Raw genomic sequence first — 15,790 nt, forward strand, 5'->3', positions numbered from 1 at the left:
AATCATGAATACTGTCGTGGAAAACCATTTTATTGATGCTGCGAGCAATCGCCACCTGGATTGGCTGGAATCCGAAGCCATCCATATCATGCGCGAAGTCGCGGCTGAATGCAGCAACCCTGCCCTGCTGTTTTCTGGCGGCAAAGACTCTATCGTCTTGCTGCGCCTGGCAGAAAAGGCTTTCCGCCCTGGTAAATTCCCTTTCCCGCTGGTACATATCGACACCGGCCATAACTTTCCTGAAGTCATCGCCTTCCGTGACAAGCGCGTGGCACAGTTGGGTGAGCGCCTGATCGTCGGCTCGGTAGAAGAATCCATACGCCGTGGCACAGTACGCCTGCGCAACCCGGCAACCGATTCACGCAATGCCGCACAAGCCGTGACCTTGCTGGAAACCATTGCCGAGCATAAATTTGATGCCTGCATAGGTGGCGCCCGTCGCGATGAAGAAAAAGCGCGTGCCAAGGAAAGGATATTCTCTTTCCGCGATGAATTTGGTCAATGGAACCCAAAAGCACAACGTCCTGAACTGTGGGACCTGTATAACACCCGCGTTCATGCGGGTGAAAACATGCGCGTCTTCCCTATCTCGAACTGGACCGAGCTCGACGTATGGCAATACATCGCCCGTGAAAAACTGGAATTGCCACAGATTTATTTTGCCCATGAACGCCAGGTCATACCACGCAATGGCTTGCTGGTGCCACTGACGGATTTGACACCGCCACGCGATGGTGAAACGGTAGAAACCCAGATCGTGCGCTTCCGCACTGTGGGTGATATCTCCTGCACCTGCCCCGTATCTTCAGATGCTGCAACGGTTGAAGCAATCATTGCAGAGACCGCAATTACCCAAATCACAGAACGTGGCGCCACACGCATGGATGACCAGACATCAGAAGCATCGATGGAAAAACGTAAAAAAGAAGGATATTTCTAATGAACGCCGTAGAACAATTGACTGCCGCCGTTGGTAGAGAACGTGGCCTGTTGCGCTTCATCACGGCGGGTTCTGTCGATGATGGCAAGAGCACTTTAATCGGTCGCTTGCTGTTTGACAGCAAGGGTATCTTTGCTGACCAGCTTGATGCCATTTCACGCGCCAAGCACAAACGCACCGTTGGCGACACGATAGACTTGTCCTTGCTGACGGATGGTCTGGAAGCAGAACGCGAACAAGGCATCACCATCGACGTAGCCTATCGCTATTTCGCCACACCGAAGCGCAAATTCATCATCGCCGACACACCTGGGCATGAGCAATACACGCGCAATATGGTGACTGGTGCGTCAACCGCCGATGCAGTCATCATTTTGATCGATGTCTCCAAGGTCAAACTGAATGATGATGGCAGCGTCGATTTGCTGACGCAAACCAAACGTCACTCGACCATTGCCCACCTGCTGCAGATTGAGCATGTCATTGTCGCCGTCAACAAGATGGATCTGGTGAACTATGACCAGACCGTGTATGAGCGCATCATCGGTGCTTATCAGGAATTTGCCGATCAACTGGGCCTGAAAGATATACGCCCTATCCCGCTGTCTGCGCTGGCGGGTGACAATGTGGTCACGGCCAGTGAAAAACTGGCATGGTACAAAGGTCCGACGCTGATCGAATTGCTGGAATCACTAAGCGTGTATGACGCCTGCCATGACGAACCTTTCCGTTTCCCGGTACAACTGGTAGCGCGTCACAATGGCCATGAAGCGAATGATTTCCGTGGTTACATGGGTCGTATTGAAGCTGGCAAGGTCAGCAAGGGCGACAAACTGCTGGTGCAACCTGGTGGTCAGACAGCCACGGTTAAAGATATTTTAACACTGGATACTTCGCTGGCTACTGCCGTCGTTGGTCAGTCAGTGACAATCTTGCTGGATGAATATGTCGATATTTCACGCGGCGATATGCTGGTTAGCGCGGACCGTCCTGCTACCTTGTTGAAAACCGTGAAGGCTGATTTGTGCTGGTTGTCAGAAGATGCGCTGGATATACGTCGCAAATACTGGCTCAAGCATACCACCAGACAAGTCGCTGCCAGAGTCACCGGCATTGATACCCTGCTCGATATCAATACGCAAGAGCGCCGTCCTGCTGACAGCCTCAAGCTCAATGATATTGCCACTGTCACCTTGAATGTGGCTCAGTCGCTGGCAGTCGATGATTATAAAGATTTGCGCTCTACTGGTGCTTTCATCCTCATTGATGAAGTCACACATCAGACCGTGGCGGCTGGCATGATACATCTGGCCTGAGTTATGTCGCAAACTCCGGGCAAGGTTTATCTGATAGGTGCAGGTCCGGGTGCTGCGGATCTGATTACGGTACGTGGTGCCCGCCTGCTGGCACAGGCAGACGTGGTGTTGTATGACGCCCTGGTTACGGCTGAAATGCTGGATCTGTGCCCGCAAGCAGTCAAAATTTCAGTTGGCAAACGCAGCGGGCAACGCTCTGCCGCGCAAGAGCATATCAACCAGCAAATGCTGGAATGTGCGGCGCAATATACGCTGGTCGTCCGTCTCAAAGGTGGTGACCCCATGCTGTTTGGCCGTGCCGACGAAGAGCTGACGGCACTGGAGTCGGCAGGCATAACCTATGAAATCGTCCCCGGCATCACAACGGCACTGGCAGCTGCTGCCAGTGTGCGGCAACCACTGACCAAGCGCGGGGTTGCACGCAGTGTCGCCCTGTTCACCTCCAGCACAGCCCCAGGCGAAAGCACAGACACCCGCATACCTGAATGTGACACTCTGGTGCAATATATGGGTGGCAGAGAAGCTACGCTGACGGCACAGCGCATGCTGGCCGCCAACTTTCCCGGTAATTTACCTGTGGTCATCATAGAAAATTGTAGCCGCCCTAATGAGTGCAGCCAGACTTTGAGCCTGGATGAATTATCCAAGGGCCTGCCCATCAGCACCGGGCCGGTACTGGTGATGATGGGTGAAGCAATGCGCGCGCGCACTGGCAAATCATAAGAATAAAAATAATGAAGACAGCAGGTTGAGGAAATTAAGGGGGTAGCCTCACACCCAGTCTGCGTGCCATTAATTGCAAGACACCACCATCCCTTAGCTGCTCGTACAATTCGTCGTAGCGCAGGCGCAAATGCTCGCAACTGGCATTTTTGCAGTAAGCCAGATAACCATCCTGCATGTCCATGAAGGGCTCTATCATTTGCAATTCATTACTGATGCCCAGGGTCTTCATGATTGCTTCGGTATTGCGCATATTGGTCGCCAGGAAATCCACCCTCTTTGCCATCAGCATATTCAAGCCATTCGTCAGGGTATTGGCGATAACGGGTTTGATGGTAGCGCGCAGGCTTTCAAATTGTGGGCCATACACCCAGCCATTGATGACGCCCAGTTTAGGGCCAGGCAGATTGGCGTAATTGCCATCCCAGCTCAGCTCGGAGCCTTTGCGCACATACAAGGCCATGATGTCGCGATAAAAAGCCCGTTTGGCGAAGCCATATTTGGCTTCCCTTTCTGCCGTCTTGTAAGGGCCTATGAGTATTTGTGCCTGTTCGTTTTCAACCATCCACTGGGCTCTCGCCCAAGGATAGATTTCGAATCTGACTTCATCGCCATTTTGCCTGGCAAGCACACGTATGATATCCGCACCCAGCCCAGTGAATTCACCATTGGGGGTGCGCTCAAATACATTGGCGAATTCAGTACCAACGGCCAATACCTGCCCAGCCCGGACAGGCGTTGCGGACATCGCTGTCATGAGTGCCAGCAAAGCAATTGAAATGATAGTTTTCAATTGGACCATACTTTTTTCAGCATATGTAAGCCGCATCGAAAGGTCATCATTGATGAATGCAAACCTTGCGCTCATTTACAAAGAATAGCAACAGGTCATATAACAAGCGTCACAACTGACTCAGACAGTAATCACGTATCGCCTGCAAAACAGTTTCATCTTCGCCAACAGCATTTACTATCTTGAATTGCAAACCCGGGTGGCTCGCACGTATTGTTTCTGCCAGCACAGGCAAATCCCGCAAGACGTGGCCACCCTGCCCTAAAAACACAGGTGCCAGGGTAATGTTCTCGCACCCATCACCAACCAGTTGTGCCGCCAGTTCTGGCAATGATGGGGACATGAATTCAAGAAAAGCCAGTGCCACAGTAACATCAGGCAAGCTCGACTGTGTCATTACCTGCAAGCGTTGAAAAGGTGCAGCCCAACGAGGGTCGCGAGCACCATGGGCAAACAGTATCAGTGCAGATTTATTTGCCATCAGTTTCTCTCAACATACCGCAGGCCTAGCGAAGCAATGATAAGGAACAGGATACTCGGCACCACCGCAGTCACCAGCGCTGGCCAGGTATTGAGCAAGCCCACATGTGAGAACAAGGCATTGATCAGGTAAAAAGTCATACCTATCATGATGCCGCTAAAAATCTTCAGGCTGACACCACCACTGCGCACATGCAGATAAGCAAACGGTAAAGCCAGCGCCATCATGACCAGCGCAGCAAATGGGTAGGTGATCTTTTTCCAGAAGGCGATTTCATAGCGTTCACCATCTTGCTTATTATCTGCCAGATGCTTGGTGAATGCGGCCAGGTCGGTTGCAGACATGCGGTCAGGATCAGCGAACAACACTGACAAAATATCCGGCGTAACCTCTGACACCACATCACGACTGGCCAGTTTCTCGCTCTTGACGGCAGCAATATCTTCACTGGTCAAAGTTTTAGGGAAAGAAGTTTCTATGACATCAGATAAACGCCAAGTATTTTTACCCATATACACTGCATCCGTCGCCGTCATTTCGCGCGACAGATGGAAGTTTTTGTCAAATTCGAATATTTTGACACCCTTCAAATGACGGTTAGGCAGGATCTCTTTGACGTTCAAAAAACGAGAACCGATGACATCGCCAGTCAAACCATTTTCCCGCACCAGATCCTTGGTCCACAAGCCGGTACGGAATTCTTGCTCCAATGATTCACCTATGGCACTGAGCTTCATTTTTTCTGCAAACTTGCTGGAAATTGGCGAGATGATTTCACCAAATAAAAATGTCAGCAAGACGAATATCATACCTATCTTGAGCAAGATGGTACCGGCCATCATGGTTGACATGCTGGAAGCGCGCATGATGGTAAATTCAGAATTGGAGGCAAACTGTGCCAGCACATAAATCGTACCTATCAGCACCGCGATAGGCATGAACTCGTAGATACGGCCAGGCCAGCCCAGTAATACATAGATCACTGCATGCTTGAGTTGATACCCACCCTTGTTTACTGAAGACTGCAATTCACTGACAAGGTCAAAGAAAGAGAACAGAGCCAGCAGGGCCAGCATGACGAATAGAACCGAGCGCAAGATTTCAACGCCAAAATATCTTTGTAAAATTTTCATGCTGGACACTTTTCTTTACCACGGAAACCAGATTTGCAGCGTGACCACAAAATCAAAGGATGCCAGCGGCTATTCACTTTCAAACGCCATAAAAACATGCTGACGGTCATTAAAGCCACAAACAAATGATGTGGCCACCAGGCCATGCCAAAACTGCTGCGCTCCTGTACTACCAGGGCCTGCAAGATATTCGTAATCGACAGATAAATCACCACCAGCAACAAGGCAACGATGAGATTGGCCGAGCGACCGACACGTGGATTGACATAGCCCAGCGGAATAGCCAGCAACAGCAATATCGCGCACATCACAGGCAGCGATATACGCCACAGCAATTCACCAAGTTTACTGCTGTCGAGATTTTCCATCAAGGCCGACAAAGGCATGGATTTAGCAGATTTATCGCTGGCGATACTGGCATTCTGGCTGGATACCAATACCCCGTATTTTTCAAACTGCATCATCTGGAAATCCGGTGCAGTCGGCAAACCGTCATAGCGCCGCCCTTTGCTCATCACCAGGAATTTGTCACCTGCCTTGTCAATTTCTATCATGCCTTCTTTGGCAACGACGATGCTGGACCGGCCATCTTTATAGGTATTGATGAAAATGTTTTGTACTTTACTGAGGTCACCAGCTACTTCTTCGACAAAGAAAATACGGTCAGAAGAGGCCGATTCCTGAAACTTGCCTGGTGCTACCTTGGCAATATCCGAGCGTTTTTCAAAGCGTTCGCGAAATTCTACATTCTGCTGATTAGCCCAGGGAGTAACGATAAAGCTCAATAAGCCGGTGAGGATAATGAGAGGGCCGCCAAAGCGCAATACCGGGGATATCCACTGCGTCAGGCTCAGGCCTGAGGCAAACCAGACCACCATTTCTGAATCCTGATAACTGCGGGTCACTACCAGCAAGACCGAAATAAAGCCGGTCAGAAGCAGCAAAATATGCATATTCATCAGTGCTGTGAAGCCTATCAGGGCGACCACATCAGCAGACGCAACCTTGCCGCCTGCAGCATTTCCGAGGATTTTAATAAGCATCACGGAAATCGTGATGGTGAACAGAGTTGTGAAGACTGCGCCGGCGGCACTGTTTAATTCACGTCGAAGCGCGCGCTGAAAAATCATGAGTAGGATTATAATGTCTGTTTTACGAGACTTACAAAGAGGAGTAATACGTGGACTTTAGCATAAAAACAATCGACGCAAAAAGTGCCTCGACTGCCCATAAAGCAATTAAGACAGGCTGTATCGTAGTTGGCGTGTATGAAAACAAGAAACTTTCTGCCGCTGCAGCAGGTCTGGACAAGTCCGGCGACATCGCTGCTGCCCTGAAATCTGGCGATATTACAGGTAAAGCGGGTACATCCCTGCTGTTGCGCAAACTGGCTGATGTCGCTGCAGAGCGCGTATTGCTGATAGGTTTGGGTGAGGAAGCAGCTACCGTTGGCGAAAAAGCCTATAACCAGGCTGTGCAGGCTGCTGCCCGTACCCTGGCTGGTCTGGGTGCCAATGATGCCGTGATCGCCCTGCCTGCGGTCAAAGACCGTGACCTGGCTTGGTCCATCCGCGCAACAGTAACTGCTTTCCGTGAAAGCATCTTCCGTGCTGACGGCCTGAAAAGCAAAAAAGATACATCCACCGCTGGCGTCAAAAAAGTCGCCATCGCAGTTGCAGCTACAGAAGCCACTGCAGCCAAAAATGCGCTGGTACAGAGTGAAGCCCTGGCCAATGGCATGGACCTGACCAAAGAACTGGGTAACCTGCCACCTAATATCTGCACACCAACTCACCTGGCCAATACTGCCAAGAAAATCGCTACCGACTACAAAATGGTAGTTGAAGTGCTGGACCGCAAACAGATACAAGCCCTCAAAATGGGTAGTTTCCTGTCTGTGACCAATGGCACGGTAGAGCCTCCGAAGTTCATCGTGCTCAAACACAACGGCGGCAAAGTCAAGGACGCGCCTGTTGTTCTGGTAGGCAAAGGCATTACATTTGACTCCGGCGGTATCTCGCTGAAAGCTGGCGCTGGCATGGATGAGATGAAATACGACATGGGCGGCGCAGCTTCTGTACTGGGTACCATGCGTGCCATCGGTGAAATGAAGCTCAAGCTGAACGTCATCGCCGTTATCCCTACTTGCGAAAACATGCCTTCCGGCAGCGCCACCCGTCCTGGCGATATCGTCACCTCCATGTCTGGTCAGACTATCGAAATCCTGAATACGGATGCTGAAGGCCGCCTGATCCTGTGTGATGCCTTGACTTATGCAGAACGCTTCAAGCCTGCAGCTGTAGTTGACGTCGCAACACTGACAGGTGCTTGCGTGACTTCCCTGGGTCACCATAATTCCGGCCTGTTCACCCGTCATGACGAAGCGCATGACCAACTCGCAGCAGAACTGCTGGCAGCGGGCAAGCAGACTGGCGATACCGCATGGCGCATGCCTATAGAAGAAGCTTATAACGAGCAATTGAAATCCAATTTTGCTGACATGGCAAACATTGGTGGCCCAGCCGGTGGCAGTATCACGGCAGCCTGTTTCCTTGAGCGCTACACCAAGAAATACACCTGGGCCCACCTGGATATCGCTGGTACAGCCTGGAAATCTGGCGCAGCCAAGGGCTCCACTGGTCGCCCAGTGCCACTGCTGACAACATTCCTGATCAATCGCGCAGCTTGATAAGCAACTTTTTTGGGATGTGAAGGCCGGAGTCTGAATAATTCAGACTCCGGCTTTTTTTATCTGCGATCAGGGTTTAAACCAGAGCTCCGCACGGTTCAGCGGCATATTCGCAGGATTCAAAACAGGATTCTGCAGTTCCAGCACAGTTCTTTGCTTGAGACCTGCTTTTTGTATCGCAGTTTGATGGTATTTAAGGAAGAGTTTCTCGAATTGCCCGGTCCGCACCATGATCTCAAGTCCATTGTTCAAGTCCTCGGCAAACTGCCGTTTGGTGGGGGTAACAAAAAAATAATAGGCGGCGGGATAATGCAGGGCGATATCCGGGCTGATGAGCAGATTTTTACCAGCATGCGATTCCTGCTCCTTCCAGATCTCCATGACAGACCTGGGAAAATAATCAAAACGCCCTGCTTCCAGCATGCTGAACAAGGCTTCATAGGAGTTGGCCGTACTGACCTTAAGGCCATTGCTTTCGAGTATCTTGACATCTGGCCAGTCCAATTCTTGCCCTGCGGAGTAATTCTCCATATCCCGCAAGGTCCTGATAGTTTTGAACATCTGCCGGTTTTCACTGAGAACAAAAGGGATGCGCCAGCCAAGCAAGCCTTTGTCGATAGGGATTTTAATGGCGATCAGCGCTTTTTCTCTTTCATCCGTAGACATGCTCCACAACAGATCCACTTCCCCCGTACCGTTTTTCATTTCATGGACAGCCCGGCCTTGCTGCATGGTCGCCTTGCTGGGCAATAATTGGTACTTATGGGAGGAAAAAGACAGGGCTTCGGCCAGCAACTCATGCACATAATCAAAATGGCTATCTGTCTTGGCTGCCGGACGGGGGTAACGAATCACAGTAGCATCTGCAAACGCGGGCTGGGTGCCAATGAAGAGCATTGCAATGAAACAGGATACAAAACACTTGAACATAGCAAACCAAAAAAAGAAGCTGTATTAATGCATTTTAGTATCTTTCCGAAACGAAATAAGCTTGAGCGGATGGATAAACGTCAAAGATTGAAAAGTTCTGTTTTGGGTATGAACACGCGCAACACTTTGTCATTTGCATAGCCAGCATTATCAATTCACAACATCGTATAATGTGCGTCATATCCATAGTCATTGCTGCAACAGGGATTCTTCTCTGGATTTTGCTGCAATGACTGCCACCCACCCGCATAGATCAATCATATGAAATTAGTAACGTGGAACGTTAACTCCCTCAAAGTCAGGCTGCCGCAAGTCTTGCAGTGGCTGGAAACCAATCCTGTGGATGTGCTGTGCATACAGGAAACCAAGCTCACCGATGACAAATTCCCACAGGCAGAGATAGAAGCCGCAGGCTACCACGTCGCGTTTACTGGTCAAAAAACTTATAACGGCGTGGCGATTTTGTCGAAACATCCTATGACGGATATTCAAAAGAATAATCCGCAGTTTGAAGATGAACAACAACGCATCGTCGCTGCCACCATATCAGGCATACGCGTCATTTGTGCTTATGTACCGAACGGCCAGGCACCGGATTCTGACAAATTCCAGTACAAGTTGAAATGGTTTGCCGCACTTGAAAACTGGGTCAGGGAAGAAATGACGCGCCATCCGAAACTTGCCGTATTGGGCGACTACAACATCGCCCCGGAAGACCGGGATGTACATGATCCCGCAGCCTGGGTGGGCATGAACCTGGTGTCACCAGAGGAAAGAACAGCCCTCAAGAACCTGATCGCACTGGGTTTGAGCGACAGCTTCCGCCAGTTTGAGCAGGCGGAAAAATCCTTTAGCTGGTGGGATTACCGCGCCCTTGGCTTCCGTCTGAACAAAGGCGTACGCATAGACCATATCCTGCTGTCCACAGAACTGGCGAAGCAATGTACCTCCTGCGTCATTGATCGCGCACCACGCAAGTGGGAGCAACCATCTGATCATGCGCCGGTGATTGCTACCCTTGATTGCATCTGATAGTTAACTTCTAATCGTCATAACCAAGGCTGGGCGCAGCAGCCTTATTCTTCGCCCAAGTCGATTTGGCAGGCGCAATACGCGGGCCAGTTGCCGACTCTTCCATACGGAAGGCTGACATCGCGGTTTTCAACAAGTTGGCCTGTTCTTCGAGTGAGCCTGCTGCGGCAGCGGCTTCTTCGACCAGTGCAGCATTTTGCTGTGTCGCCTCATCCATGTGTGCCAGCGCCACGTTGACTTGCTGAATACCATCGCTTTGCTCAACTGAGGCGGTGGTGATTTCATTGATGATGGCAGCGACCTGGTCTACTGCCGAGACGATGCGGTTCATGGCAGCACCGGCTTTATCAACAAGCTCAGACCCTTCACTGACTTTATTGACAGAGTCTTCAATCAGGTTCTTGATCTCTTGCGCAGCAGCGGCACTGCGCTGTGCCAAAGTACGCACCTCGCTGGCAACCACTGCAAAACCCCGTCCCTGCTCACCTGCCCTGGCCGCTTCCACCGCTGCATTCAAGGCCAGGATATTGGTCTGGAACGCGATACCTTCGATCACGCTGATGATATCAACAATCTTGCGTGAGCTTTCTGTAATACCCTGCATGGTAGTGACCACCTTGCCCACCACTTCGCCACCCTGGGTTGCGACATCTGAGGCATTCACTGCCATCTTGTTGGCTTCACGGGCATTGTCGGCATTATTACGCACAGCCTCTGTCAGTTCTTCCATGCTTGCTGCTGTTTCTTCGAGGGAGGATGCCTGTTGTTCGGTGCGGCCAGATAAATCCATATTGCCCGTGGCAATTTCTGTCGCGCCCACAGTAATCGAATCGGTCGCCTTGCGTACATCCACGACCATGACACGCAATTGCTCCAGGAAGCGATTGAAGGCCGAGGCTGTCTGGGCAACTTCATCATCACCCTCAACATCAATTTTGCGGCTCAGGTCACCACCACCAGCGGCGATATCCGACATGGCATCACGCACTCTTTGCAAGCCAGCCAGCATGCGGCCCACCAGCAAGGTCGTCAAAGGCATGATCACGCCAAGCAAGACCAGCAGGACAACAGCAGAAAGTATCAGCAACTGATCCAGGGCTTCCAGCGCTTTTTTCTTGTCGATGACCAACGCCAGGTAAATATCGGAGCCGGTAATTTGCTGCAAGAGCATGAAATGCTGTTTGCCTCCAATTTCAGTCAGTATCGGGTCTTTTTGTTTGGACAGGTTCGCCAGGTTATCGAGTGCCAGATCAGGGGTGATTTCCTTTGCCATTTTCATGACCCTGGTCTGATCTGCGTGCGCCAGCACCTGGCCGCTCTTATCCAGCAAGAAGGCATAACCGCCGCCAGCCAGTTTGATGGTCAGGATCTGGTCAACAATCTTGGTCAGGAAAACGTCAGCCCCCACCACACCACCCTCGCCACCTTTGACAGGTGCAGCAAAAGTAATCATCAGCCCAGGGGGTGCCACGCCCATGTAGGGGGAAGTGACGATGGGCTTTTTGGCTTCCATGGCAGCTTTATACCAAGGGCGCACAGTAGGGTCGAAACCGGCAGGTGGTGGATCAGGCGGGATATTGGTGAATTGCTTGTCAGGCTGGCCCTGGTAAACACTGAGGAAATTGCCGCCGCCACGCATCATGGTCAAACTCGCCTGCAAATCAGCGCCATTGCCCAGACCTTGCGACAAGCTCTCCATCATGGACAAATTGGTTTGTATCCAATTACTCAGCACAGCGTTATAACCCGCCGCAACACCACGCATTTCATTATTCAGGTCATTTTCTATCTGGGACTTCATCCTCAGATAACTGCCTACGGTCAAGACTATCGTACAAACTGCGAGTAACAATCCTATGACAACAATGAGTCTGGCCTTGAGAGATTTCATAGCTTCCCCTGAGTACGGATATGGATAGATAAAAAACTTTAAAGACTTTGTCCAAGCAAATTCAACGGTAAAACGGTGCACCGATATGGGTCTGAACATTCAACATGAAAAGCTATCGTAGCGACCGCGCACGAAGAAAAGCTTAATGCCATACAACAATATAGCGCCGCAGGCCAGGCAATGTGAGAAAAAATTTATCCAATTTACCAGTTTGTAAAACAAGTTCACAAGTCTGTGGGATTGCAGCATCAGCACTACTTAGGTGGTTTGTTTCAATTCCTTGCTGCTAGCAAGGAAAAGTGACTAGCCTTTTTCAATCTGCAGTTTTAAACTGCGCATTTCCCTGGAGACAGTAATGGCCATCATCATCACAACAGAAAGACTCAATCTGCGCACCATCACAACAGATGATGCCGCTTTTTATCTGACCCTGGTGAATGATCCCGCTTTTATCGCCAATATACGTGACAAAGGCATACGCACGCTGGAGGAGGCCCGGACAGATATCATCAATGGCCTCATGGCGAGCCAGGAAAAGATGGGTTTTAGCCTGTATGTGATGGAACGCCAGGAGGATGGACAGGCAATCGGCCTGTGCGGCCTGATCAAGCGGGAAACCCTGAAGAATGTGGATATAGGCTATGCCCTGCTGCCTCAATTCATAGGACAGGGCTATGCCAGGGAAGCTGCCCAGGCAACCTTGGAATATGCCAACCAGCACTTGCGCATCACCAAACTGGCCGGCATCACATCACCTGACAATAGCGCATCCAATAAACTGCTGCAGAGCCTGGGATTTCAACTCGAAGCTGTGGTGGTGCTGGAAGGTGAAAGCAGAGACACCAATTTATATGGGTATGAGTTTTAAATTGGGTATCTTGGCAGGTTTTTTTAAAATAGGACTTGCACAAAATTGTCCCAGCAAGGCTATCGCCTTAGGAAACCTCTCTTGCAAGAGAGGTTCGTTACGTTGGCGGACAACGTGTTGCCTGAAACCTGACTACACCGTAGCGACGAAGACAGTACTTTAGTATCGAATTTGCTAAACGCAGCTGGGGCGGTTTTGTGCAAGTCCGCTTACAGGAAGCGGTCGAGTATCTTGCGGCTGTGCTTGTCTATTTCATACATATCACGTATCAAAAATTGTATGCCGTGATTATCAGTAATCAATAAAGAAGTCTTGCCAATGCGGCGTATATCCTCGTCACCCTTGAGAACAAAATCAGTCTCGCCACGGTCAGTCGCTACTTTCCAGGTACATGGCAGGGCAAAGCTGGTGACGCTGATGATACGGCTGATTTCAGGCATGAATTCGCGCCCTTCCAGCTCTTCCATGACCAGCTCACGCGCATCTGCTGCCAGATCACCGAGCTGATCTATCCATGCGACTTCACGGCCGTCTGTCATGACGAGAGAGATGCCTACCAATGGTGACTGAATAGGAAATGCACGCACAGGGCTGACGCCTTCAAACACTTCGCCAGCCTCATTATTGAGTATCAGTTTGCCAAAGGCATTGCGGGTCAGGGTAAATTTTGTTGTTGTCATCTTCTTTTACTCCTCAACCAGTTCTGCATTACGGGCTTGCGCCTGATACAGATTATAGTAAGCACCTTCTTTGGCCATCAATTCATCATGGCTGCCCACTTCGACTACCTGGCCTCTGTCGAGCACAACCAGACGGTCGGCCTTGTGCAGTGTCGACAATCTATGCGCAATCGCTATCGTGGTACGGCCTTGCACCAGGTTATCAAGGGCTTTCTGGATTTCTTTTTCTGTTTGCGAATCGACCGAAGAAGTCGCTTCATCCATGATCAAAATACGTGGATCGATCAGCAGAGCACGGGCAATCGAGATACGCTGACGCTCACCGCCAGACAAGCCCTGGCCACGTTCGCCGACCATGGAGTCATAGCCTTGTGGCAAGCGCAAGATAAATTCATGGGCATGGGCAGCACGCGCCGCCGCAATGATTTCATCACGCGTGGCGTCTGGCTTGCCATAGGCAATATTCTCGGCGATGGTGCCAAAGAAAAGGAAAGGCTCTTGCAGGACCAGGCCGATATTTTGGCGGTAATCCGACACCGCAAATGAGCGTATATCAACACCGTCCAGCAAAATCGCACCTTCCGAAACATCATAGAAACGGCAAATCAGGTTCACCAGCGTACTCTTACCTGAACCACTATGCCCAACCAGACCTATCATTTCACCTGGTTTGATGTTCAGGTTGATACCACGGTTGACCGCACGGTTACCATAACGGAAGCCTACTTCGCGCAATTCTATCTGGCCTTTGACTTCTTTTACTTTCACAGGATTTTGCGGATCAGGCACGCTCGATACATGGTCAAGGATATCGAAAATACGCTTGGCAGCCGAGGCAGATTTCTGTGTCACAGAAACGATACGGCTCATGGAATCAATACGGCCATAAAAGTTACTGATGAAAGCCACGGCAGCCACCAGCGAACCGACAGTAATATCGCCTTTTGAAATCTGCCAGATACCAAAACCCCAGACCACCAGAATGCCAAGATCTGTCAGGAATGACACGGTAGGTGAAAACAGCGACCAGACCTTGTTGAGCTTGTCGTTGACAGCCAGATTATGCTTGTTCGCCTCACGGAAGCGCCCTGCTTCGCGCTTTTCCTGGGCAAAGGCTTTGACCACACGAATACCTGGAATAGTGTCGGCCAGGACATTGGTTACCTCGCCCCATACCCTGTCTATCTTTTCAAAACCGGTGCGCAATTTGTCGCGCACCAAATGGATCATCCAGGCAATGAATGGCAGCGGCAGCAAGGTTACCAGAGCCAGCTTGGTATTGATTTGCAACAGAAAACCAGCCGTCATGATGAACATCAGCACGTCAGTCGCAAAATCCAGCAGGTGCAGGGACAGATAAACGCAAATGCGATCACTTTCACTACCTATGCGCGACATCAGATCGCCAGTGCGTTTACCACCAAAATATTCCAGCGACAATTTCAGCAGATGTTCATAGGTAGCAGTACGCAAATCCGCGCCTATGCGCTCTGACACCAGCGCCAGGATATAAGTCTTGCCCCAACTCAGCAGCCATGCAATTACCGCAGAACCAAGCAAACCACCGATATAAAACACCACCAGCCTGGGATCAACATGCGCACCGTTTTGATAGGGAATCAGCACCTCATCCGTCAACGGCTTGGTCAGGTAACGCGGGATCATGTGCGCTGCCGTGCCCAGCAACATCAGTGAGAAACCGATGAACAGTTGCAAGCGGTATGGGTGGGCAAATCGCCACAGACGCAGCAGTGTCCATGTCGATGGAGGTGTATAGGTAACCTTGGTACAAACCGGGCATTCTTCCTGATCTGGTTCCAGCACGGCTTTACAACTAGGACAAATATTTTGTTCGGCACGTACTACCGGCATGCCTGTGACATGGCTTAGCAATTGCTCTTTGAAGTGATCCAGCAGGCGTATTGCATGCAAATTCTGACCCAGGGTAAAGCGCCAACTGGCCTGCAAGCCTTGCTCATCCACCAGTTCCAGATGGCCGACACCGGCATGATCATGATGACTTAATTGCAAACCATTCCTGAAACGCCATTCTTTCCAGTCAGTTTCGCTGGGTGATTTGGTCAGCAGGCGCTGGTCTGTCACCACCAGCAAGCCCTTGCGGAAGCGAAGTTTGCTGTCGAGGTCAACCTCCAGGGCAGTTAAAACGTTCTCGCCATTGGCGATCTGACTATTGAGGTCAGACTGCCAGGATACTGGAAGTGATATAACAGACTGTTCGGGGTTGAATTGTGTTGTGGTCATCGTGAAACGAACTCCGGCTCAAGAGCTGGTCCCGAACAAAATCAGGACATAA

14 protein-coding genes are annotated in these 15,790 nt (G+C 50.6%); 6 read left to right on the forward strand and 8 right to left on the reverse strand.

Annotated elements, in window-relative coordinates; translation table 11 throughout:
• The first annotated feature begins 4 nt into the window (after window positions 1-4).
• The 3 genes from cysD to cobA are packed head-to-tail and all read left to right on the forward strand — an operon-like array spanning window position 5 to window position 2,979.
• Window positions 5-940, forward strand: a complete 936-nt coding sequence (gene cysD / locus AC07OI_RS05390) for a sulfate adenylyltransferase subunit CysD (RefSeq protein WP_423011564.1) — start codon at window positions 5-7, stop codon at window positions 938-940.
• On the forward strand, window positions 940-2,256 hold the full coding sequence (locus AC07OI_RS05395; protein WP_492702804.1) for a sulfate adenylyltransferase subunit 1: 1,317 nt from the start codon (window positions 940-942) through the stop codon (window positions 2,254-2,256). Before cysD ends, AC07OI_RS05395 begins: the two co-directional genes overlap by 1 nt.
• 3 nt (window positions 2,257-2,259) lie before the next feature.
• Window positions 2,260-2,979, forward strand: a complete 720-nt coding sequence (gene cobA, locus AC07OI_RS05400; protein ID WP_492702803.1) for a uroporphyrinogen-III C-methyltransferase — start codon at window positions 2,260-2,262, stop codon at window positions 2,977-2,979.
• Window positions 2,980-3,013: 34 nt separating this feature from the next.
• Here cobA and AC07OI_RS05405 read toward each other — a convergent pair whose 3' ends face one another.
• The 4 genes from AC07OI_RS05405 to lptF form a co-directional block, all read right to left on the reverse strand.
• Window positions 3,014-3,781, reverse strand: a complete 768-nt coding sequence (locus AC07OI_RS05405; RefSeq protein WP_495256514.1) for a substrate-binding periplasmic protein — start codon at window positions 3,779-3,781, stop codon at window positions 3,014-3,016.
• Between the two features lie 100 nt (window positions 3,782-3,881).
• Window positions 3,882-4,253 carry a sirohydrochlorin chelatase gene (locus AC07OI_RS05410; RefSeq protein WP_492702801.1) on the reverse strand — a complete coding sequence of 124 codons (372 nt, stop codon included), beginning with the start codon at window positions 4,251-4,253 and terminating at the stop codon, window positions 3,882-3,884.
• On the reverse strand, window positions 4,253-5,386 hold the full coding sequence (lptG, locus tag AC07OI_RS05415) for an LPS export ABC transporter permease LptG (RefSeq protein WP_492702800.1): 1,134 nt from the start codon (window positions 5,384-5,386) through the stop codon (window positions 4,253-4,255). The genes AC07OI_RS05410 and lptG overlap by 1 nt, the downstream gene beginning before the upstream one ends.
• Entirely contained in the window at window positions 5,383-6,516 is a 1,134-nt protein-coding gene (gene lptF, locus AC07OI_RS05420) for an LPS export ABC transporter permease LptF (RefSeq protein WP_492702799.1), read from the reverse strand. The genes lptG and lptF overlap by 4 nt, the downstream gene beginning before the upstream one ends.
• A gap of 50 nt (window positions 6,517-6,566) precedes the next feature.
• On the opposite strand from lptF, the gene AC07OI_RS05425 reads away from it, so the two are divergent.
• A complete protein-coding gene (locus tag AC07OI_RS05425; protein WP_495256515.1) occupies window positions 6,567-8,075 on the forward strand; it encodes a leucyl aminopeptidase in 1,509 nt (502 codons plus the stop codon).
• A 69-nt stretch (window positions 8,076-8,144) separates the two neighbouring features.
• Here the strand turns inward: AC07OI_RS05425 and AC07OI_RS05430 are convergent, their stop codons facing one another.
• Entirely contained in the window at window positions 8,145-8,930 is a 786-nt protein-coding gene (locus tag AC07OI_RS05430) for a hypothetical protein (RefSeq protein WP_492702797.1), read from the reverse strand.
• Window positions 8,931-9,266: 336 nt separating this feature from the next.
• On the opposite strand from AC07OI_RS05430, the gene xth reads away from it, so the two are divergent.
• Complete coding sequence (gene xth / locus AC07OI_RS05435) at window positions 9,267-10,037, forward strand: exodeoxyribonuclease III (protein ID WP_495256516.1); 771 nt, start codon at window positions 9,267-9,269, stop codon at window positions 10,035-10,037.
• Between the two features lie 10 nt (window positions 10,038-10,047).
• Here the strand turns inward: xth and AC07OI_RS05440 are convergent, their stop codons facing one another.
• Window positions 10,048-11,928, reverse strand: a complete 1,881-nt coding sequence (locus AC07OI_RS05440) for a methyl-accepting chemotaxis protein (protein WP_495256517.1) — start codon at window positions 11,926-11,928, stop codon at window positions 10,048-10,050.
• A 355-nt stretch (window positions 11,929-12,283) separates the two neighbouring features.
• Between AC07OI_RS05440 and AC07OI_RS05445 the strand changes: the two genes are divergently transcribed.
• Window positions 12,284-12,796 carry a GNAT family N-acetyltransferase gene (locus tag AC07OI_RS05445; protein ID WP_492702794.1) on the forward strand — a complete coding sequence of 171 codons (513 nt, stop codon included), beginning with the start codon at window positions 12,284-12,286 and terminating at the stop codon, window positions 12,794-12,796.
• Window positions 12,797-13,005: 209 nt separating this feature from the next.
• Here the strand turns inward: AC07OI_RS05445 and AC07OI_RS05450 are convergent, their stop codons facing one another.
• Window positions 13,006-13,476, reverse strand: a complete 471-nt coding sequence (locus AC07OI_RS05450; protein WP_492702793.1) for a cyanophycin metabolism-associated DUF1854 family protein — start codon at window positions 13,474-13,476, stop codon at window positions 13,006-13,008.
• Window positions 13,477-13,482: 6 nt separating this feature from the next.
• A complete protein-coding gene (locus tag AC07OI_RS05455; protein WP_495256518.1) occupies window positions 13,483-15,738 on the reverse strand; it encodes a cyanophycin metabolism-associated ABC transporter in 2,256 nt (751 codons plus the stop codon).
• Between the last annotated feature and the right edge of the window lie 52 nt (window positions 15,739-15,790).

Source organism: Undibacterium sp. GW821-FHT07F11 (assembly GCF_059418665.1).